Annotated in this window: 18 protein-coding genes and 1 riboswitch; of the genes, 13 read left to right on the top strand and 5 right to left on the bottom strand. The window is 64.4% G+C overall.

From position 1 onward, the window contains the following. Positions 1 to 52: 52 nt before the first annotated feature. The 5 genes from gorA (at position 53) to ACGYLD_RS13070 (ending at position 5,642) form a co-directional block, all read left to right on the top strand. On the top strand, positions 53 to 1,432 hold the full coding sequence (gorA, locus tag ACGYLD_RS13090) for a glutathione-disulfide reductase (protein WP_394402777.1): 1,380 nt from the start codon (positions 53 to 55) through the stop codon (positions 1,430 to 1,432). Between the two features lie 68 nt (positions 1,433 to 1,500). Continuing rightward, a complete protein-coding gene (hflK, locus tag ACGYLD_RS13085) occupies positions 1,501 to 2,715 on the top strand; it encodes an FtsH protease activity modulator HflK (RefSeq protein WP_271693330.1) in 1,215 nt (404 codons plus the stop codon). Beyond that, positions 2,715 to 3,782, top strand: a complete 1,068-nt coding sequence (hflC, locus tag ACGYLD_RS13080) for a protease modulator HflC (RefSeq protein WP_271693331.1) — start codon at positions 2,715 to 2,717, stop codon at positions 3,780 to 3,782. Before hflK ends, hflC begins: the two co-directional genes overlap by 1 nt. Then, positions 3,779 to 3,973: a DUF2065 domain-containing protein gene (locus ACGYLD_RS13075; protein WP_271693332.1), complete on the top strand. Its 195-nt coding sequence runs from the start codon at positions 3,779 to 3,781 to the stop codon at positions 3,971 to 3,973. The genes hflC and ACGYLD_RS13075 overlap by 4 nt, the downstream gene beginning before the upstream one ends. 235 nt (positions 3,974 to 4,208) lie before the next feature. After that, positions 4,209 to 5,642: a Do family serine endopeptidase gene (locus ACGYLD_RS13070; protein ID WP_394402782.1), complete on the top strand. Its 1,434-nt coding sequence runs from the start codon at positions 4,209 to 4,211 to the stop codon at positions 5,640 to 5,642. A 53-nt stretch (positions 5,643 to 5,695) separates the two neighbouring features. Here ACGYLD_RS13070 and ACGYLD_RS13065 read toward each other — a convergent pair whose 3' ends face one another. After that, positions 5,696 to 6,247, bottom strand: coding sequence for a peptidoglycan-binding protein (locus ACGYLD_RS13065; protein WP_271693334.1), 552 nt, complete (start codon positions 6,245 to 6,247; stop codon positions 5,696 to 5,698). A gap of 164 nt (positions 6,248 to 6,411) precedes the next feature. Between ACGYLD_RS13065 and ACGYLD_RS13060 the strand changes: the two genes are divergently transcribed. Together ACGYLD_RS13060 and ACGYLD_RS13055 are read left to right on the top strand one after the other, a co-directional pair. Further along, complete coding sequence (locus ACGYLD_RS13060) at positions 6,412 to 6,735, top strand: 2Fe-2S iron-sulfur cluster-binding protein (RefSeq protein ID WP_067266186.1); 324 nt, start codon at positions 6,412 to 6,414, stop codon at positions 6,733 to 6,735. Continuing rightward, positions 6,735 to 7,430, top strand: coding sequence for a VCBS repeat-containing protein (locus tag ACGYLD_RS13055; RefSeq protein WP_271693335.1), 696 nt, complete (start codon positions 6,735 to 6,737; stop codon positions 7,428 to 7,430). The genes ACGYLD_RS13060 and ACGYLD_RS13055 overlap by 1 nt, the downstream gene beginning before the upstream one ends. A gap of 27 nt (positions 7,431 to 7,457) precedes the next feature. Here ACGYLD_RS13055 and purD read toward each other — a convergent pair whose 3' ends face one another. Then, complete coding sequence (purD, locus tag ACGYLD_RS13050; protein ID WP_271693336.1) at positions 7,458 to 8,723, bottom strand: phosphoribosylamine--glycine ligase; 1,266 nt, start codon at positions 8,721 to 8,723, stop codon at positions 7,458 to 7,460. A gap of 70 nt (positions 8,724 to 8,793) precedes the next feature. Between purD and xseA the strand changes: the two genes are divergently transcribed. Next, on the top strand, positions 8,794 to 10,356 hold the full coding sequence (gene xseA, locus ACGYLD_RS13045; RefSeq protein ID WP_271693337.1) for an exodeoxyribonuclease VII large subunit: 1,563 nt from the start codon (positions 8,794 to 8,796) through the stop codon (positions 10,354 to 10,356). Positions 10,357 to 10,362: 6 nt separating this feature from the next. Here the strand turns inward: xseA and ACGYLD_RS13040 are convergent, their stop codons facing one another. Together ACGYLD_RS13040 and ACGYLD_RS13035 are read right to left on the bottom strand one after the other, a co-directional pair. Beyond that, positions 10,363 to 10,752 carry a hypothetical protein gene (locus ACGYLD_RS13040; RefSeq protein WP_271693338.1) on the bottom strand — a complete coding sequence of 130 codons (390 nt, stop codon included), beginning with the start codon at positions 10,750 to 10,752 and terminating at the stop codon, positions 10,363 to 10,365. 41 nt (positions 10,753 to 10,793) lie between these two features. Beyond that, a complete protein-coding gene (locus ACGYLD_RS13035) occupies positions 10,794 to 11,795 on the bottom strand; it encodes an alkane 1-monooxygenase (protein WP_271693339.1) in 1,002 nt (333 codons plus the stop codon). A gap of 161 nt (positions 11,796 to 11,956) precedes the next feature. Here ACGYLD_RS13035 and ACGYLD_RS13030 point away from each other — a divergent pair, with 161 nt between their 5' ends. Next, entirely contained in the window at positions 11,957 to 13,669 is a 1,713-nt protein-coding gene (locus tag ACGYLD_RS13030; protein ID WP_271693340.1) for an NAD(P)H-dependent oxidoreductase subunit E, read from the top strand. Positions 13,670 to 13,764: 95 nt separating this feature from the next. Next, complete coding sequence (ftsY, locus tag ACGYLD_RS13025) at positions 13,765 to 15,123, top strand: signal recognition particle-docking protein FtsY (RefSeq protein ID WP_271693341.1); 1,359 nt, start codon at positions 13,765 to 13,767, stop codon at positions 15,121 to 15,123. Between the two features lie 33 nt (positions 15,124 to 15,156). On the opposite strand, the gene ACGYLD_RS13020 is transcribed toward ftsY, so the two are convergent. Next, positions 15,157 to 15,642, bottom strand: a complete 486-nt coding sequence (locus ACGYLD_RS13020; protein ID WP_394402772.1) for an MgtC/SapB family protein — start codon at positions 15,640 to 15,642, stop codon at positions 15,157 to 15,159. 63 nt (positions 15,643 to 15,705) lie between these two features. Between ACGYLD_RS13020 and ACGYLD_RS13015 the strand changes: the two genes are divergently transcribed. The 3 genes from ACGYLD_RS13015 to metZ all read left to right on the top strand — a co-directional run bounded on the left by ACGYLD_RS13015 (position 15,706) and on the right by metZ (position 18,618). Continuing rightward, positions 15,706 to 16,608: a DMT family transporter gene (locus ACGYLD_RS13015; RefSeq protein ID WP_271693343.1), complete on the top strand. Its 903-nt coding sequence runs from the start codon at positions 15,706 to 15,708 to the stop codon at positions 16,606 to 16,608. Between the two features lie 10 nt (positions 16,609 to 16,618). Continuing rightward, entirely contained in the window at positions 16,619 to 17,224 is a 606-nt protein-coding gene (locus ACGYLD_RS13010; protein WP_209217881.1) for an inner membrane-spanning protein YciB, read from the top strand. 62 nt (positions 17,225 to 17,286) lie between these two features. Continuing rightward, positions 17,287 to 17,363: riboswitch (SAM riboswitch) on the top strand. Positions 17,364 to 17,427: 64 nt separating this feature from the next. Beyond that, the gene (metZ, locus tag ACGYLD_RS13005; RefSeq protein ID WP_067262840.1) at positions 17,428 to 18,618 is read left to right on the top strand and encodes an O-succinylhomoserine sulfhydrylase; all 1,191 of its coding nucleotides are present in this window, start codon (positions 17,428 to 17,430) and stop codon (positions 18,616 to 18,618) included. The last annotated feature ends 62 nt before the right edge of the window (positions 18,619 to 18,680 follow it).

The following is an 18,680-nucleotide window of genomic DNA, read 5'->3' as shown; positions in this document are numbered from 1 at the left end:
CGAAATATGCGCGATCCCGCGCAAGACCCAAAACGACTAAGAGAGGCGCCAAATGGCCAAGAATGAATTCGACTACGACCTGTTTGTCATCGGTGGCGGCTCGGGCGGTGTGCGCGCGGCGCGTGTCGCGGCGGGCGAACATGACGCCAAGGTCGGACTGGCCGAGGAAGACCGCTATGGCGGCACTTGCGTGATCCGGGGCTGCGTGCCGAAAAAGCTGATGGTCTTCGCCTCGGGCTATGCCGATGTGGTGGATGAGGCGAAATGTTTTGGCTGGGATCTTAAGGCCGGGCCCTTCGACTGGCATGACTTCAAAGGTCGTCTGAACACTGAGTTGGACCGCCTCGAAGGTGTCTATCGCAAGCTTCTGAAGAACTCCGGCGTTGACACATTCGACGCCCGCGCGCGGATCAAGGCCCCCCATACCGTGGCCCTGTTCGACGGCACCGAGAAGACCGCGAAACACATCCTCATCGCCAGCGGCGGCCGCCCCGTGCGCCCCGAGATCGAGAATGCGGAACTGGGACTGGTCTCTGACGATCTGTTCCATCTAGAAAAACTGCCCAAGTCGATCCTGATCATCGGCGGCGGCTATATCGCCTGTGAATTCGCCTGTATTCTCAACGGTTTGGGCGTCGAGGTGACGCAATACTACCGCGGCGCGCAGATCCTGCGCGGCTTTGACGACGAAGCCCGCGGCATGGTGGCCGAGATGATGCAGGAAAAGGGGATCGACCTGCATCTGGGCACCAACATTCTGGAGATGACGCCGAGCCACGAAGACGGCAGCGGCCCGATGAAGGTCAAGCCGACCAACGGCACCGAAAAGATGTTCGACCAAGTGCTCTTTGCCACGGGCCGTCGCCCTAACAGCGATGACATGGGGCTGGAAGAACTGGGAGTGAAGCTGGGCCGCAGCGGTGAGATCGAGGTGGATGAGTACAGCCAGACCGCCGTGCCCTCGGTCTATGCCATCGGCGATGTGACCAACCGGATCAACCTCACCCCGGTGGCGATCCGCGAAGGCATGGCCTTTGTCGAAACCGTCTTTGGCGGCAATCCGACGCCGGTGGATCATGATCTGGTGCCTTCGGCGATCTTCACCCAACCCGAGATGGGCACCGTGGGGCTGAGCGAGGAGGCCGCGCGGGAGGCGGGGCCGATTGAGGTCTATGCGACCTCTTTCAAACCGATGCAGGGCGCTTTTGCGGGCAAGGCCGACCGGGTGCTGATGAAACTCATTGTCTGCGCCGACACGCGGGTGGTGCTGGGCTGTCATATCGTCGCACCCAACGCGGGCGAATTGATCCAGATGGTCGGCATCGCGGTCAAGATGGGCGCCACGAAAGAGCAGTTCGACGCCACCTGCGCGGTGCACCCGACCATGTCCGAAGAACTGGTGACCATGCGTAATCCGACTCGCACGGCTTGAATATCACGCGAAAGCGTACAATTTTTGGAACGATAGGCCGCATGGGCGGCCCAGAGGGGAACATATCAATGGCAGGAAATTCGCAAGGCCCCTGGGGGGGCGGCGGAGGCGGCAACCGGGGCAACGGCGGAGACCGGGGCAACGGGGGTCGCAACGACGGGCCGCAGGGTCCACGCGGGCAGGGCGGTGACCGCCCCCAGATGCCCGAGATCGACGATCTGGTGCGCAAGGGGCAAGAGCAGCTGCGCGTCTTGATGGGCGGACGTGGCGGCGACCGGGGCAATGGCACCGGCGGCGGCGGCCGCGGCACTGGTGGGCCGGGCGTGACACGTTCGACCATTGGCATCGCGCTTTTGGCCGGTGTGGCGCTTTGGGGCTTTGCCAGCTTCTACACCGTGCGGCCTGAACAGCAGTCGATCGAACTGTTCTTGGGCGAATTTTCCGGCATCGGCACCGAGGGTTTGAACTTTGCCCCATGGCCGCTGGTCACGGCAGAGGTGTTTGACGTCACCACCAACCGCACCGAGGAGTTGGGCGTGCGGCGCGGCGGCGGCGGCAACGAAGGCTTAATGCTGACCACGGACGAGAACATCGTCGACATCGACTTCCAAGTGGTCTGGAACATCAAGAACGCGCGCGACTTCAAATTCTCGCTGCGCGATCCCGAAGCTTCGGTCCGGGCGATCTCGGAATCCGCCATGCGTGAAGTCATTGCGCAATCCGAACTGGCGCCGATCCTCAACCGGGATCGTGGCGCGGTGGCGGATCGGGTGAAGGAGTTGATCCAGAACACCCTCGACAACCGCAATACCGGCATCAACGTGCTGCGTGTCAACGTGAACAAGGTCGACCCGCCCAGCCAGACCGTGCAGGTCACCGATGCCAATGGCAACACCACCACGCAGTCGGTCGTCGATGCTTTCCGCGACGTGCAAGCCGCCGAGCAGGAGCGTGACCGGGTGGAGCGTCAGGCCGACGCCTATGCCAACCGCCGCACAGCCGAGGCGCGTGGTGAATCCGCGCAGCTTCTGGAAGCCGCCGAAGGCTACCGCGCCCGCGTCGTGAACGACGCTGTGGGTGAGGCCAGCCGCTTTGAAGCCGTCTTGGAAGAATACCGCAACGCGCCCGACGTGACGCGCAAACGTCTGTATCTTGAGACCATGGAAAAGGTGCTGGGCGACGTGGATAAAATCATCCTCGAAAACGGCAGCGGCCAAGGCGGGCAGGGCGTTGTTCCCTATCTGCCACTCAATGAATTGCGGCGCGGCGGAGGGTCGAACTGATGCGGAAAACAAGTCTTATCATCCCCATCTTGGTGATCGCCATCGTGGGCATCCTGTCGGCTGTCTTCGTGGTGGACGAGCGCGAGAAGGCGCTGGTGCTGCGTTTTGGCCAGATCAAACAGGTCCGCAACGAGCCGGGCATTGGGTTCAAAGTCCCGCTTTTGGATGAGGTCGTGCGCTACGAAGACCGCATCCTGTCGCTGGAAACCCCGGTGATCGAAGTCACCCCCGCCGATGACCGGCGCCTTGAGATCGACGCCTTCGTGCTCTACCGCATCGACGATATGGTGCAGTACCGGCAAGCTTTGGGTGCGGGCGGCGAACGTCAGGCTGAAAGCGAGATGGGCGGCATCATGGAAAGCCAAATCCGTGCCGTGCTTGGTTCGCAGGGCGTGACATCCAACACCATCCTGTCGCCCGAACGGGCCGACCTGATGGAGCAGATTCGTGTTCGCGCCGATGCACGCGCGCAGGCGCTTGGCCTCAAGGTGGTGGACGTGCGTCTGCGTCAGACAAACCTGCCCGAGCAGAACTTCGACGCGACCCTGCAACGGATGATCGCCGAGCGTGAGCGTGAAGCGACCGACGAACGCGCCCGTGGCCGCGAAGCCGCGCAGCGTGTCATCGCTCTTGCCGATCGTACCTACGAAGAGATCCTCTCGGAGGCCCGTCGTGACGCGCGGATCATCGAAGGTGAGGCGGACGCGCAGCGGAACAACATCTTCGCGCAGGCCTATGGCAAGGATCAGGAATTCTTTGAATTCTACCGCTCGCTCAGCGCTTATGAGCAGGCTTTGCAGGGGCAGAACTCCACTATGGTGATGTCGCCGGATAGTGAGTTCTTCAACTACCTGCGGTCGGATCGCAGCGCCACGACCTCGGTCGATGTGATTGCACTGCCGCAGGCCCCTGCCGCCGATGCGCCCGCGGCTGAGTCCGCACCGGAGGCAGATAACGCCGCCGCGGCAGAGGATACGCAGGAGGAGGCCGCCCCCGCGGCCCCCGCCACGCCAGCCCCCGCCGCACCGGAGGCTGAGACAGATCTGCCAGCGGCGCTGGAAGAATGACGCTGGTTCTACTGGCTCTAGGGTCGGTTCTGATTTTCGAGGGGCTGGTGTACGCACTGGCCCCTTCGTTTTTGGAACAGATGCTCGAAATGCTCCGACGCATCCCTGAGGCCGCGCTGCGCCAGCTTGGCGCGCTGGCGGTGGTGGCCGGGTTGATCTTGGTTTGGCTCGCCTTTCAGTTGGGGTTTTGACGCCGCGCGGGCGGGGTGAAACGGCGTCCGTTTTGCCCACGACCTCGCAGGCCGGGGGCGCAAATCGTCACATTCCCACCCGTTGAAATGCCCGTGATCGGCCCCATCTTTGCTGTTGCAGCGCGTCCTTTCGGAATGCACTCTGCCCACGTTGGCAACAACAGGAACAATCAGGAGACGATGAATGCAGGCCAAGGCGGTTTCCCTGTCCACAACAGCACAACACACCCAATGGATGCGAGCGATGGCAATGGGGGTGATGGCGCTGACCCTCCTGATCCTGCAAGCCAGCATGGCGCTGGCCAAACCCGAAAGCCTCGCCCCGCTGGCCGAGAAGATCAGCCCTTCGGTGGTCAATATCACCACCTCCACCACGGTTGAGGGCCGCACTGGGCCGCAGGGCATCGTGCCCGAAGGCTCGCCCTTCGAAGACTTCTTTCGCGAGTTTCAGGATCGCAACAATGGTGAGGGCAACCGGCCCCGCCGTTCTTCTGCGCTTGGCTCGGGTTTCGTGATTTCCGAAGACGGCTATGTTGTGACCAACAACCACGTGATCGAAAGCGCGGATGAGATCACCATCGAATTCTTCTCGGGCGAGGAATTGGTTGCCGAGGTCATCGGCACCGACCCCAAGACCGACATCGCGCTTTTGAAAGTCGAAGCGGACGCGCCGCTGCCCTTCGTCTCTTTCGGTGACAGCAACGCCGCGCGGGTGGGGGACTGGGTGATTGCCATGGGCAACCCGCTTGGGCAGGGCTTTTCGGTCTCGGCTGGCATCGTGTCAGCGCGCAACCGGGCGCTGTCGGGCACCTATGATGATTACATTCAGACCGACGCCGCGATCAACCGGGGCAACTCCGGCGGGCCGCTGTTCAACATGGATGGCGAGGTGATCGGGGTGAACACCGCGATCCTGTCGCCCAACGGCGGCTCCATCGGCATCGGCTTTTCGATGGCGTCGAATGTGGTCACCCGCGTGATCGACCAACTGCAGGAATACGGCGAGACCCGCCGCGGCTGGCTGGGCGTGCGCATTCAAGACGTGACCGATGACGTGGCCGATGCCATGGGCCTCAAGAAAGCCGTCGGCGCCCTGATCACCGATGTGCCCGAGGGGCCTGCGCGTGAAGCGGGGCTGAAAACCGGCGACGTGATCAAATCCTTCGACGGTGTCGAAGTGGTCGATACCCGTGGTCTCGTCCGTCAGGTGGGCAACAGCCCCGTGGGCGCGACGGTGCGCGTGACCGTGCTGCGTGACGGCAAGACCCAGACCATCAAGGTCGTACTTGGCCGCCGCGAAGAGGCCGATGGCGCGGTTCCCGCCGGTATGGACGAGAACGCCGATGAGGGGGCCGAGGCCGAGCCGCAGTCGACCATGCTGATGGGCCTGACCCTGATGCCGCTGACAGACGACCTGCGCGCGGAACTCGGGGCCGATGACGATATGACCGGCCTTGCCGTGACGGATGTGGATCAAACATCGGAGGCCTTCGAGAAGGGCCTGCGCATGGGCGACATCATCACCGAAGCGGGGCAGGAGCAGGTGTCGAGCATTGCTGATCTCGAAGCCCGGATCGCCGCGGCGAAAGAGGCGGGCCGCCGCTCCCTGCTGCTGCTGGTACGCCGGGGTGGCGACCCACGCTTCGTGGCGCTGTCATTGGCGGAGTGATCTGCCGGAATGGTTTGGAAAGGGCGCCTGCGGGCGCCCTTTTCCGTTGGCAGTCAGCCGCCTTGCCGGGGCACCGCGACCAGCCCGAGCGCCCGGGCGGTGGTCAGCGACAAGACCTCGCTATTCGGCCCTTCTTGGGCCTGATAGCGGCGGACGGCTGCCCGAGTTGCCCTGTCCATCTCACCGGTGATCGGCCCCGCGTAGAACCCGCGCACCTCTAGCGCCCGTTGCAGGCTGCTGTTGAACTCGGGCGTCAGCACATCGGGGCAGGGCGTTTCGAACCAATTGTCGACCCGCGCGCGCACGATTTCTTGCCGTGTCTCTGTCTTGTAGACGGGCGGATTGGCGATGCTGCCATGGGGGTTCATCTTGGCCGGGGTTACTTCGACCTGTTCGGTCACCGTCTCGATCACCGCAGGGCTGACCGTGCGGCCCCAGCAGCTCCCTTCCGGCGCGCCTGCGGGGCCGTGGCGGGTGGCCTCTAGCACCCCCGGCTCAGGGCGGGGCGTGGCCGGTGCCGTCGTCTCGCAGCCCGCCAAGGCCGCGACGGCCAGCAGCAAAGCGGCGCAGCGCCGCGCGGTTCTGGGGGGGAGGGGCTGTGTCATGCCGGTCTCTCGGGCTCGCCTGTTGTTCGGGGGCAGACTAGCCGGATGCGTGGGCCTTGCCCACCGCAATGTCGGGCGCGCCGTGACCTTGCGAAAAGGGGGCTGGAACCGGCTGCCATAGCCCGTTAAACAAGGCCGAACTTTTAGGACGAAAGGGCATCATCATGGCCAAAATCACCTATGTCGAACACTCCGGCACCGAACATGTGGTCGAGGTGGCCAATGGTCTCACCGTCATGGAAGGCGCGCGGGACAATAACATTCCCGGCATCGAAGCCGACTGTGGCGGGGCCTGCGCTTGCTCCACCTGCCATGTCTATGTCGATCCGGCTTGGGCCGAAAAACTGCCGCCGATGGACGACATGGAAGAAGACATGCTCGACTTCGCCTTCGAGCCCGATCCCGCGCGCTCGCGTCTGACCTGCCAGATCAAGGTCACCGATGCGCTGGACGGTCTGCGCGTGCAGATGCCGGAAAAGCAAATCTGATGCGGGCGATCGGCGCGGCACTGCTGGCGCTGATCGCAACAGATGCGGCGGCGGAGACCATCACCGCCGCGCATTACATCGCGCCCACGGGGCGCTACGCCCATGGCATTCTTGGCGACGCGCTGGAATGGGGCGGCTTGCAGGTCTCTCTGACAGATGGCGGTGCGCGGCGCTTCCATCTGCCGCGCGACCATGTTTTCGAAGATATCGCCCCCCGGCTCGTGGATGTGACCGGCGATGGCGCGCCCGAGGTTCTGGTGGTCGAGACGGACGTCAATCGTGGCGCGGCGCTGGCGATCTACGGCCCCGAGGGCAAGATCACCGAGACCCCGCATATCGGCCAAAGCAACCGGTGGCTCGCCCCCATAGGTGCCGCCGATCTGGATGGCGACGGCGCGGTCGAGATCGCCTATATCGACCGGCCCCATCTGGCGCGGGTGCTGCGGGTCTGGCGCTTTGCCGATGGGCGGCTCAGCGAAATCGCGCAGATGACGGGGCTGACCAATCATCGCATCGGAAAGCGGCATATCTCAGGCGGTCTGCGCGATTGCGGTGCGGGGCCGGAAATGGTGCTGGCGGATGCCGATTGGGAACGTGTGGTGGGGGTAAGCCTGAAGGACGGACAGCTTGCGCGGCGCGATATCGGCCCTTTTGATGGGGCCGAGAGCTTTGCCACGGCGCTTGGCTGTAAGTGAGCGTGCTGGGGTGGCCTAAGTCGTCTGTTAGCTCAGCGCACGCCAGCCGATGTCACGGCGGCAGAACCCTTCGGGCCAATCGATCCCATCGACCATTGCATAGGCGCGCTCCTGCGCTTCGGCCAAAGTGGCCCCACGCGCGGTGACGTTCAGCACGCGGCCGCCATTGGCCAAGATCGCCCCGTCCTGCGCTTTGGTGCCCGCGTGGAACACCATATTGGCGCTGTCCTCTGGGAGGGAGGAGAGGCCCTTGATCTCACTGCCCTTTTCATAGTCACCGGGGTAGCCTTTGGCGGCCATCACCACGGTCAGCGCGTGATCTTCGGCCCAGTTCACCTGCATATCGGCAAGCGCCCCCTTGGCCGTGGCCTGCATCAGGTCGAACGCTTGCGCGCCGAGGCGCATCATCAGCACTTGGCATTCCGGATCACCGAAACGGACATTGTATTCCACGAGACGCGGCTGGCCGTCTTTGATCATCAAACCGGCATAGAGCACGCCCTGATAGGGCATCCCGCGTTTCGCCATCTCGGCCATACAGGGGCGGATGATCTCTTCCAGCGCGCGTTCGGCGATCTCGTCGCTCAGCACCGGGGCGGGGGAATAGGCGCCCATGCCGCCGGTGTTGGGGCCGCTGTCGCCTTCGCCGACGCGCTTGTGGTCTTGGGCCGTGCCGATGGGCAGCACCGTCTCCCCGTCGCAGAGCACGAAGAAAGACGCCTCTTCGCCTTCCATGAACTCTTCGATCACGACCTCGGCGCCTGCCTCGCCAAAGGCGCCGTCAAACATCTCATCCACGGCGGCGAGGGCTTCGGCGTCACTCATGGCGATGATGACACCCTTGCCCGCCGCCAGACCGTCGGCCTTGATCACAATCGGCGCGCCTTGCTTTTCCACATAGGCGCGGGCGCTGGCGGCATCGGTGAAATGGCCATAGCCCGCCGTGGGCGCATCGCAGGCGTCGCAGATTTCCTTGGTGAAGGCTTTGGAAGCCTCCAGAGCCGCTGCCGCTTTGGAGGGGCCAAAGACATCGAAACCCGCCGCGCGCAGATCGTCGCCCACACCCGCGGCGAGGGGCGCTTCGGGGCCGATGATGACGAAATCGATGTTATTGCCCTCGCAAAAGGCCACAACCGCCGCGCCATCCATGATGTCGAGCTTGGCGCATTGCGCGATGGCCGCGATCCCCGCATTGCCCGGTGCCACGATCAGCTTGTCGCATTTGGGGTTCTGCATAACCGCCCAAGCAAGTGAATGTTCGCGGCCACCGCTGCCGAGGATCAGGATATTCATGCCGCGCACTCCCTTGGACTTCGTTGCTCCGCGTTCTAAGCTGGGGGGCCCACAGACACAAGGTGCCCAGATGGATCTGTTCGACGACCCCGCCCCCGGTGGCAACAGCCCCGAATTCACGGTGACCGAGCTTTCGGGCGCGATCAAACGGGTGATCGAGGGGGAGTTCGGCCATGTGCGGATTCGCGGTGAAGTGGGCCGCGTCAGCCGCCCGCGTTCGGGCCATGTCTATCTCGACCTCAAGGATGACCGCTCAGTCATCTCGGGCGTGATCTGGAAAGGCGTGACCGCACGGCTTGAAACCCAGCCTGAAGAGGGGATGGAGGTCATTGCCACCGGGCGCATCACCACCTTTGGCGGTCAGTCGAAATATCAGATCGTCATTGAGGACATTAAACCGGCGGGCATGGGCGCGCTGATGGCGCTGTTGGAGAAACGAAAGGCGGCGCTGGCGGCGGAGGGGCTGTTCGCCCCCGAACGCAAACGCCCGCTGCCCTATTTGCCCGAGATCATCGGCGTTGTGACCTCGCCCTCGGGGGCGGTGATCCGTGACATCTTGCACCGGCTGCGGGATCGTTTCCCGCGCAAGGTGCTGGTCTGGCCGGTCGCCGTTCAGGGCGCGAAATGCGCGCCCGAGGTGGTGCGCGCCATCCAAGGGTTCAACCGGCTCACCCCCGGTGGCGCATTGCCCCGGCCCGAGTTGATCATCGTGGCCCGTGGCGGTGGCTCGGTCGAAGACCTCTGGGGCTTTAACGAGGAAAGCGTCGCCCGCGCGGCGGCGGCTTCGGACATTCCGCTGATCTCTGCCGTGGGGCATGAGACCGACACGACGCTGATCGACTTCGTCTCGGATAAACGCGCGCCCACGCCGACAGCGGCGGCGGAATTGGCGGTGCCGGTGCGGCATGAGCTGGCGGCATGGCTGGAGGGGCAGGGCGCGAGGATGCGGCAGGCGCTGAGCCAAGGGTTGACCCGCCGGGGCCAGCGGATGCGGGATCTGGCGCGGGCCCTGCCCCGGGCCGACACGCTGCTGGAGGGGCCGCGCCAGCGTCTTGATCGCGGGGGGGAGAAACTGGCCCCCGCGCTGATTGCGGGCGTCCAAGGCCGCCGCGTCAAGCTGGCTGATATGTCTGGCGCTCTGCGCCCCGGCACCCTGCGTCGCCAGTTGGAGGCGGATCGCCAACGTCTGGCGCAGCTCTCGGCGCGGCTAGACCCGGCGTGGCAACGCAATCTGGCCGGGCAACGCGAACGGCTGGCCGCGCGGATTAACCGGTTCCACCCCGAGGTGCTGCACCGTCAGATCCTCCGCCGCCGGGAGCGGCTTTTGGACCGCACCCAAACCTTCCGCCCTGAGGTTTTGCGCCGTGACCTGTCGCGTCAAGACCAACGGTTGAAAGAGGTGCTGGCCCGGCTGGCGCGCGCAGGCCGCGCCGATCAGGACCGCCGCCGCCGCCAGATCGACGCGATGGGCCGCACGCTCGGCACGCTCGGCTACCGCGAAACGCTGGCCCGTGGTTTCGCCGTGGTGCGGGGCGATGGTGATGTGGTGACCAGTGCGGAGGCTGCCAAGAAGGCGGCGCATCTGGAGATCGAATTCGCCGACGGTCGGCTGCCCGTCAAAGGCGCGGGCTGAACTGGCCTAGACCCCGACCTGCGGCCCAAGGCACAGCAGCGGCTCAGTCATCTCCCGCGCCTCATAAAGCGCGGTCTCGGCCGGGTCATTCTCGAACCGCGCGACCAGCCCGGTCGGGCTTTCGGTAAAGCTCCAGCATTGCGGGGCGGGGTCGTCTTCATAGACAAAGCAGATCAGCCCATCGGCCTCATACCAGCGCCCCTCTTTGCAATGGCCATCGAGAAAGGACCACTGGACGCGCCGGTTCTCGTGATAGATTTCCGCCCCATAGGGCGCGCCGGACTGGCCGAAATAGAGCGTTTTTCCTTCCGTATAGGCTTCGAACTCCGCCGCCGACATCTCGGCCAAGGCAGGCAGCGGAAGGAAGGCGCAGATCAGGGCGAGGGCATGTCTCATGCCACGAGCCTGCCAGAAGCCCGCGCCCCGCGCCAGTGGGGTCAGCGCTGATGCCACCGCGCCACGCGTCGGTCCATCACCCGCCGCCACAGCGGGGGAACGAGGGCGATCACCGCCATCACGGGCAGGGAATAGGGCAGTTTCGGCATCTCATGCGTTACTTCCAGTGCCGGGAAGGCGCGGGCGGGGCGCATGTGGTGGTCCGAATGGCGCGGGGCGTTCAGCATCATCGCGGCGGAGTACCATTTCGGCGCGTTCCAACTGTGCTGCGGGCCCATCGGCTCAAACCGGCCATCGGGGCGCTGCTCCCGCCGTAGCCCATAGTGCTGCACATAGTCCGACAGCAGCAGTTGCATCTGTGCATAGGCTGCCAGCCCGATATAGGCGAGCAGCCCGGCGACCCCGCCCAGCAGCAGCGCCGTGAGCAGCGCCAGCGCCGCGCCAATGAGGTAGAGTGCGTAAGGGTGCAGCCCCTGCGCCCCCGTCTTGCGCGCCCGCTGCGCATTGTCGGCCTGCCACCCGGCGCGAAACTCCCCCAAGCTTGCGCTCAGCAGAAACCGCCAGAACCCCATGCCCTTGGGCGCGGAGTTGGGATCAGCCGGGGTGGCGGCGGCGGGATGATGCACCCGCAGATGGGCCGAGACGTGATGCCCGTGCAGCAGCGAGATATAGATCGCCGTGCCGATCCGCCGGGGCAGGCGGCGGCTGGCGTGGATCAACTCATGGGCGTTGGAATTGCTGATCTGGCCCAGAAACAGGCCAAGGGCGGCAAAGATCAGGGCGCGGTCCAGCCCCTCAAGATGCGGGGCTGCGCCAATAGCCCAGACCCCGAGCGGCAGCAGCAGGAAATGCGCGGCGGCCAAGGTCAGCGTCAGGGCGCGGCCTGAGCTATCGGAAAGGCGCAGCGCGCGGCCCAACCGGTCCATAAAGGCCACATGCACCGTGATCGACAAAAGCGCCAGCACGGGCCAGACGCCGCCCCAGAGGGCGGCGGCGGCGATCAGTACCGCCGGTGTCAAACTTGCGATCACATACCACAGCATGCGTTTTCCCCTGCAAAGCCGCGCTAATCGGCACGGTCCGCGTCATTTTGCCCGCCGCAGGGGCCGCGCACAACGCAAACACCCGCGCGATTGTCGCTTTTTGATCGCGCCTCGGCCTTTGGATTTGTTACCAAGGCGGAAAGCAAGGCGGGGGGAGAGACATGGCGCTGGACGATCACGGCAAGGCTGCGGCGGGGGAGCCGCGAAAGGGCGTTTGGAAATCCGGCAAGGGCAAGGGGCGGCATCACCCCAAGGGGCGGCAGTTGCAGGATACGGCGTGGGATGAGGTCCGCGCGCTGTTGGGCGACCGCCCGCGCGCCCGCGATCTGCTCATCGAGTTTCTGCATCTGATCCAAGACCGCTTTGGCCACCTGTCGGCCGCGCATCTGCGCGCCTTGGCCGAAGAGATGCGCCTGTCGATGGCCGAGGTCTATGAGGTCGCCAGTTTCTACGCGCATTTCGACGTGGTGAAAGAGGGCGAGACACCGCCGCCCGCACTGACCATTCGTGTTTGCGATTCTCTGTCTTGCGAGCTGGCCGGGGCGCAGGCCTTGAAAACCGCGTTGGAGGAGGGGCTAGACCCGACCGAAGTGCGCGTCCTGCGCGCGCCCTGCATGGGGCGCTGCGACACTGCGCCGGTGCTGGAACTGGGGCATAACCATATCGACCACGCGACGCCCGAGAAAGTGCTGGCGGCCATTGGCGCCGGAGATACCCATGCCCGCCTGCCTGACTATGAGATTTACGAAACCTACGCGGCATCAGGGGGTTACGACGCGCTGTTGAACCTGCGTCAGGGGGGCGATTGGGAGGCGGTGCAAGAGCAATTGTTGCAGGCTGGGCTGCGCGGTCTTGGCGGGGCGGGTTTCCCCTCGGGCAAGAAATGGGGCTTCGTGCGCGGCAATCCCGGCCCGCGCTATCTGGCGGTGAATGGCGATGAGGGCGAGCCGGGCACCTTCAAGGACCGCTGGTATTTCGAACGCAGGCCGCATCTCTTCCTCGAAGGCATGTTGATCGCCGCTTGGGCGGTGGAGGCGGAGAAGGTCTTTCTCTACATGCGCGACGAATACCCGGCGGTGCTGGAGATCCTGCGCCGTGAGATTGCCGCTCTGGAAGGCGCGGGCCTCATCGCGCCCGGCTATGTCGATCTGCGCCGCGGGGCGGGGGCCTATATCTGCGGCGAGGAAAGCGCCATGATCGAAAGCATCGAAGGCAAGCGCGGATTGCCGCGCCACCGCCCGCCCTATGTGGCGCAGGTCGGTGTCTTTGGCCGCCCGACCTTGGTGCATAATGTCGAGACCCTGCATTGGATCGCCCGCATCTGCCGCGAGGGGCCGCAGGTGTTGAACGGGGTCGAAAAGAATGGCCGCAAAGGGCTGCGCAGCTATTCCGTTTCGGGCCGTGTGGCGCGCCCGGGGATGTATCTGCTGCCCGCAGGCTCGACCATCACCGATATCATCGCCGCGGCGGGGGGCATGGCAGAGGGCCATCTGTTCAAAGCCTATCAACCGGGTGGCCCGTCCTCGGGGCTGTTGCCCGCGTCGATGGCGGAGCTGCCGTTGGACTTTGACACGTTGCAGCCACATGGGTCTTTCATCGGCTCGGCGGCGGTGGTTGTCCTGTCGGAACACGACAGCGCACGGGCCGCCGCCCTCAACATGCTGCGGTTTTTCGAGGATGAAAGCTGTGGCCAATGCACGCCCTGCCGGGTCGGCTGTGAAAAGGCGGTGAAGCTGATGCAGGTGGACCGCTGGGACCAAGCTCTACTGGAAAAGTTGTCGACCGCCATGGTCGATGCCTCGATCTGCGGGCTGGGGCAGGCGGCGCCGAACCCGATCCGGCTGGTGATGCAGCATTTCCCCGATGAAATCTGACCCCGCCCCCTCCCGGCGGGCTTGATCTGCCTGGGCGCCCTTCCATCTGCGCGGGCAAGCCTATAGATCAAGACGAAACTGCATGGGAGACGCCGATGGCCTTCTTCACGAAGCTCAAGGACCGCTTGTTCAAATCCTCGTCCAAACTTGACGAGGGGTTGGAGGCAATCGTCAGCGATGGCGGAGAGGCGGAGGCCGAAGCGGCCCCCGTGGATGCGGTGATGGACCAGCCCGGCGCGGCCTCTGACGTGATGCCCGACGGGCAGGAGGACAGCGGCCCAATGTTGGCGGCAGAGCGGGAGGCGGAAGAGCCGACCCCCGCGCCTGAACCCGCCCCGGAACCCGAGCCTGAGACCCTCCCAGAGCCCGAACCGCAGCCTGCGCCTGAACCGCAGCCCGAACCGTCTGAGGCCCAGCCGGACCCCACGCCCGCGCAGGCCCCCCCCGCCGCTGATCCTGAGCCCACCCCGACCCCGGAGGAAGTTCCCGCGGCGACCGACCTGCGCCAAGCGATGACCCCCGTCGCCCCGGCGCTGGACGAAACCCCAGCCGAGGCCGCCGCCGCCAAACCGGGCCTTTTGGGCCGTCTCATGGGGCGCGGTGCCGCACAGCCCGTGGTGCGCCGGACGCTGGATGACGAGATGCTCGAACAGCTCGAAGAGCTGCTGATCAGCGCCGACATGGGCGTCGACACGGCGCTGCGGGTCACCGCCAACATGGCCGAAGGGCGCTTTGGAAAAAAACTCTCGGTGGCAGAGATCAAACAGCTGCTCGCCAGCGAAGTCAGCCGCATCATGGAGCCTGTGGCTCGGCCCCTGCCGCTCTATGCCAAGACCCCGCAGGTGGTGCTGGTGGTCGGCGTGAACGGCTCGGGCAAGACGACGACCATCGGCAAATTGGCCTCGCAATTCCGTGCGGCGGGCAAGAAGGTCGTGATCGCCGCGGGGGATACCTTCCGCGCCGCGGCGGTCGAGCAGTTGCAGGTCTGGGGCGAACGCGCCGACGTGCCCGTGCTGACCGCGCCCGAGGGCAGCGACCCGGCGAGCCTTGCCTTTGACGCCATGGGCCGCGCGCAGGAAGAGGGGGCCGACCTGCTGTTGATCGACACCGCGGGCCGTTTACAAAACCGGGGCGACCTGATGGAGGAATTGGCCAAGATCGTGCGCGTCATCCGCAAGAAGGATGAGAGTGCGCCGCATAACACCCTATTGGTGCTGGATGCGACGACAGGGCAGAACGCGGTCAATCAGGTGAAAGTCTTTCAAGAGATTTCCGATGTCAGCGGTCTGGTGATGACCAAGCTCGACGGCACCGCCAAAGGCGGGGTGCTGGTGGCGCTGGCGGATCGATTTGGCCTGCCCATTCATGCCGTGGGTGTGGGTGAGCAGATTGACGATCTGTCTCCCTTCGATCCGGAAGAATTCGCCGCCGCCTTGGTGGGCACGGATGGCTGACGAAACCCCGGTCGCCGGAGGCGGCGGCCCCGTTCAGTCATGGGTGCCAAGCTTTCGTTCGATCCAGCGCAGAACGGTGAGAACCAGCACCACGACCCCTGCGGTCAAACAGGCCAGCAGGATTTGCCCCGCGCCGCAGGACAGGCCGATGGCCCCGGCCAGCCACATCGACGCGCCGGTGGTGATGTTGCGCACCTCGCCGTTCGAGGTGAAAATGATCCCCGCCGCGAGGAAGGCGACACCTGCGGTCACCGCCTCAATGAGGCGCAAGGGATCGAAGCGCATTTGGTCGCCATCGCCAAACTCCAGACTGCCAAGCTCTTGCCCGATGATGATGAAGAGACAGGCGGCGATGGCCACCATGATGTGCGTCCGCAGACCCGCAGGTTTGTCGCGCCGCTCGCGTTCATACCCGACGATACCCGCCAGAAAGGCCGCCATGAGCAGCCGCGCCGCGGCCACGGTAACCGGCACTTTGGAAAAACTGTGGGTGAGATCCGCGATCAGGCTTTCAAACATGGAAATTCCGTTGGTGATAAAGGCTTTGAGATATAAACCTCTCGCCGCCGTGGTGGTTCCGCGATGACCGATTGGATCCTGTCGATCGAAGGCACCCCGGCGGGCCATACCGCAGCTCTTTGGCTGGCGCTTTCGGCGGCCTTCCTGCACGCGGTTTTCGGCGCGCTGCAAAAGGGGCGGCATGATCCTTGGCTCACGCGCGGGGCGATCGATGTCTCTTATGGCGTGATGGCGGCCCCCTTTGCGCTTTTCGTCGTGCCTTGGCCCGAGCCGCATATGTGGGTGATCTTCCTCGGCGCTTTCGTGATCCATGTTATCTACAAGCTGTTGCAGGCATGGGCCTATACCAAGGGCGCTTATACGGTGGTTTACCCTGTGGTGCGCGGGACGGGGCCGCTCTTTGCCGTGGTCGGCGCTTATTTGATCTTTGGTGAGCGGTTTAACGCGGTGCAATGGCTTGGCGTGGCGGTGCTGCTAAGTGGCATCTTCGGCCTTGCTCTTTATAACCTGCGCAATCTGGTCGCCGCGCGCGACACGCTGCACGCAGCGCTCGGGCTGGCGGTGCTGACGGGCTTGTTCGTGGCGCTTTACACCACATATGACGCATACGGCATCCGCGCCACGGCGGATCCTTTCACCTTCCTCGCATGGTTTTTCATGATCGACGGGTTGGTGATGCCGGTGATCGCATGGCGGCGCTGGCACGCGATGGAGAACCCGCCCGAGGTGGCGCCGCTGATGCTGCGCGGCTTTATCGGCGGGATCATCGCTTTTGCGAGTTTCGGGTCGGTCATGCTGGCCACGCGGCTCGACAAGGTGGGCGAGGCGGCGGTGCTGCGCGAGACCTCGACCGTCTTTGCCGCGCTGATCGGGGTGCTGGTGCTGAAAGAAACCGTCGGCCCGCGCCGCATCGCGCTGATGGCGCTGATCGCAGCCGGGGCGGTGATTGTTGAAATGGGCGGCTAAAGGAACAGGCATGTCAGAACCAAGAGAGATCAACCCAATGCTGCGGGCAGGCTTGGAATACGGGCCGGTCTTGGCCTTCCTCGTGGCCTATCTGTGGCTCAAGGATAACACCTATACCTTCGGCGGGACGGAGTATGACGGCTTTATCGTCGTCACCGCGATGTTCGTGCCGCTGCTGGTACTCTCGACCGGCGCGCTTTGGGCGCTGACGGGCAAGCTTAGCCGGATGCAGGTCGCCACCGTGGTGCTGGTGGTGATCTTTGGCGGGCTGTCGGTCTGGCTGAACGACGACCGCTTCTTCAAGATGAAGCCGACGCTGATCTATGTGCTTTTCGGCGGCCTTCTGGCCGTCGGCCTGCTTCGCGGGCAATCCTACCTCAAATACGTCATGGAAGAGATGATGCCCCTGCGCGATGAGGGCTGGATGCTGCTGACCAAACGGCTGATGTATTTCTTCTTTGGTCTGGCGCTGGCGAATGAGGTGATCTGGCGGTTCTTTTCGACTGACACATGGGTCTACTTTAAAACCTTCGGCCTGACGGCGGCGATTTTCGTTTTCTTCATGGCGCAGGGCAAGCTGTTCGAAGCCTACGGCGAAAAGAAAGACCAAGGCTGATCCGCTCAAATTTAACGAAGGCCCCGCGCGAAACTGTTGACCTGTAGCGTCGCGCGGCGTAATCCACCCCGCGTGGCGATTTGTTACCGGATTGTGGGCCACGTTAAACATGCCGCTAAAAGGTCAGGATGAAAGACCCCTTTCGCTTGGCCGCGTCTGGGGTTTTTTTATGCCCGCGAGGTCGGGCCGGAAGGATGAGAGAGATGAGCAACGACCGTCACGCGCGCACCCAAGCGATCCACGCAGGCACCCGCCGCAGCCAATATGGCGAGGTGAGCGAAGCGATCTACCTGACCCAAGGTTTCGTCTATGACAGCGCCGAACAGGCCGAGGCGCGTTTCGAAGAGATCGGTCCGGATGAGTTCATCTATGCCCGCTATGGCAACCCCACGGTCGCCATGTTCGAGGACCGTATCGCCACTTTGGAAGGGGCCGAGGATGCCTTTGCCACCGCCAGCGGCATGGCGGCGGTCTCGGGCGCGCTGATCTCGATGCTGAAGGCGGGCGATCATGTCGTCTCGGCCCGGGCGCTATTCGGGTCTTGTATCTATGTGCTGGAAGAGATCCTTGGCCGCTACGGGGTGGAGGTCACTTTCGTCGACGGCAGCGACCTCTCCGCTTGGGAGGCCGCGATCCGCGAGGACACCCGCGCGGTGTTTTTTGAATCCGTGGCCAACCCCACGCTTGAAGTGATCGACATCGAGGCCGTGGCCAAGCTTGCCCATGCCAAGGGCGCGCTGGTGGTGGTCGACAATGTCTTTGCCACGCCGGTCTTTTCGCGCGCGATCTCGCAGGGGGCAGATGTGGTGGTCTATTCCGCGACCAAACATATCGACGGGCAGGGCCGCGCGCTTGGCGGCGTGGTGCTGGGCAGCCGCGAGTTCATCCGCGGCACGCTTGAGCCTTACATGAAACATACCGGCGGCTCGATGAGCCCCTTCACGGCTTGGATCATGCTCAAAGGGTTGGAGACCATTGACCTGCGGGTGCGGGCGCAGGCGGCCAGCGCACAGGAATTGGCCGAGGCGCTGGAAGGTCACGCGGCCTTGGCGCGGGTGCTTTACCCGGGCCTTGCGGGCCATGCGCAGAACGCACTGGCGATGCGCCAGATGGGGGCAGGGGGCACGGTGCTGTCCATCGACCTCAAAGGCGGCAAGGCGGCGGCTTTCGCTTTCCTGAATGCGTTGCAGGTGGGGGTGATCTCAAACAATCTTGGCGACGCCAAGACCATCGTCACCCATCCGGCCACCACGACCCACCAGCGTCTGCCGCAGGACACCAAAGACCTTTTGGGCATCACGCCGGGGCTGGTGCGGATCAGCGTAGGGCTGGAATATAGCGGCGATCTCAAGGCCGATCTGCTGCAAGCCTTGGATGCGGCGGCGCAAGCCTGACCTGATGTGTCGCGGGCGCGGTGGCATTTTGGTCCCGCGCATCATACATTGAAAGCGACAGA

The sequence above is a fragment of the Sulfitobacter sp. 1A12056 genome, assembly GCF_043558125.1.
Taxonomy (GTDB): domain Bacteria; phylum Pseudomonadota; class Alphaproteobacteria; order Rhodobacterales; family Rhodobacteraceae; genus Sulfitobacter; species Sulfitobacter faviae.
Note: the sequence above shows the minus strand (reverse complement) of the source record. Positions and strands in the feature narration are given on the sequence as shown.

Bases quoted from the DNA above. Each gene is read 5' to 3' on its own strand.
- gorA (WP_394402777.1), top strand. From the start codon at position 53: ATGGCCAAGAATGAATTCGACTACGACCTGTTTGTCATCGGTGGCGGC.
- hflK (WP_271693330.1), top strand. From the start codon at position 1,501: ATGGCAGGAAATTCGCAAGGCCCCTGGGGGGGCGGCGGAGGCGGCAAC.
- hflC (WP_271693331.1), top strand. From the start codon at position 2,715: ATGCGGAAAACAAGTCTTATCATCCCCATCTTGGTGATCGCCATCGTG.
- ACGYLD_RS13075 (WP_271693332.1), top strand. From the start codon at position 3,779: ATGACGCTGGTTCTACTGGCTCTAGGGTCGGTTCTGATTTTCGAGGGG.
- ACGYLD_RS13070 (WP_394402782.1), top strand. From the start codon at position 4,209: ATGCGAGCGATGGCAATGGGGGTGATGGCGCTGACCCTCCTGATCCTG.
- ACGYLD_RS13065 (WP_271693334.1), bottom strand. From the start codon at position 6,247: ATGACACAGCCCCTCCCCCCCAGAACCGCGCGGCGCTGCGCCGCTTTG.
- ACGYLD_RS13060 (WP_067266186.1), top strand. From the start codon at position 6,412: ATGGCCAAAATCACCTATGTCGAACACTCCGGCACCGAACATGTGGTC.
- ACGYLD_RS13055 (WP_271693335.1), top strand. From the start codon at position 6,735: ATGCGGGCGATCGGCGCGGCACTGCTGGCGCTGATCGCAACAGATGCG.
- purD (WP_271693336.1), bottom strand. From the start codon at position 8,723: ATGAATATCCTGATCCTCGGCAGCGGTGGCCGCGAACATTCACTTGCT.
- xseA (WP_271693337.1), top strand. From the start codon at position 8,794: ATGGATCTGTTCGACGACCCCGCCCCCGGTGGCAACAGCCCCGAATTC.
- ACGYLD_RS13040 (WP_271693338.1), bottom strand. From the start codon at position 10,752: ATGAGACATGCCCTCGCCCTGATCTGCGCCTTCCTTCCGCTGCCTGCC.
- ACGYLD_RS13035 (WP_271693339.1), bottom strand. From the start codon at position 11,795: ATGCTGTGGTATGTGATCGCAAGTTTGACACCGGCGGTACTGATCGCC.
- ACGYLD_RS13030 (WP_271693340.1), top strand. From the start codon at position 11,957: ATGGCGCTGGACGATCACGGCAAGGCTGCGGCGGGGGAGCCGCGAAAG.
- ftsY (WP_271693341.1), top strand. From the start codon at position 13,765: ATGGCCTTCTTCACGAAGCTCAAGGACCGCTTGTTCAAATCCTCGTCC.
- ACGYLD_RS13020 (WP_394402772.1), bottom strand. From the start codon at position 15,642: ATGTTTGAAAGCCTGATCGCGGATCTCACCCACAGTTTTTCCAAAGTG.
- ACGYLD_RS13015 (WP_271693343.1), top strand. From the start codon at position 15,706: ATGACCGATTGGATCCTGTCGATCGAAGGCACCCCGGCGGGCCATACC.
- ACGYLD_RS13010 (WP_209217881.1), top strand. From the start codon at position 16,619: ATGTCAGAACCAAGAGAGATCAACCCAATGCTGCGGGCAGGCTTGGAA.
- metZ (WP_067262840.1), top strand. From the start codon at position 17,428: ATGAGCAACGACCGTCACGCGCGCACCCAAGCGATCCACGCAGGCACC.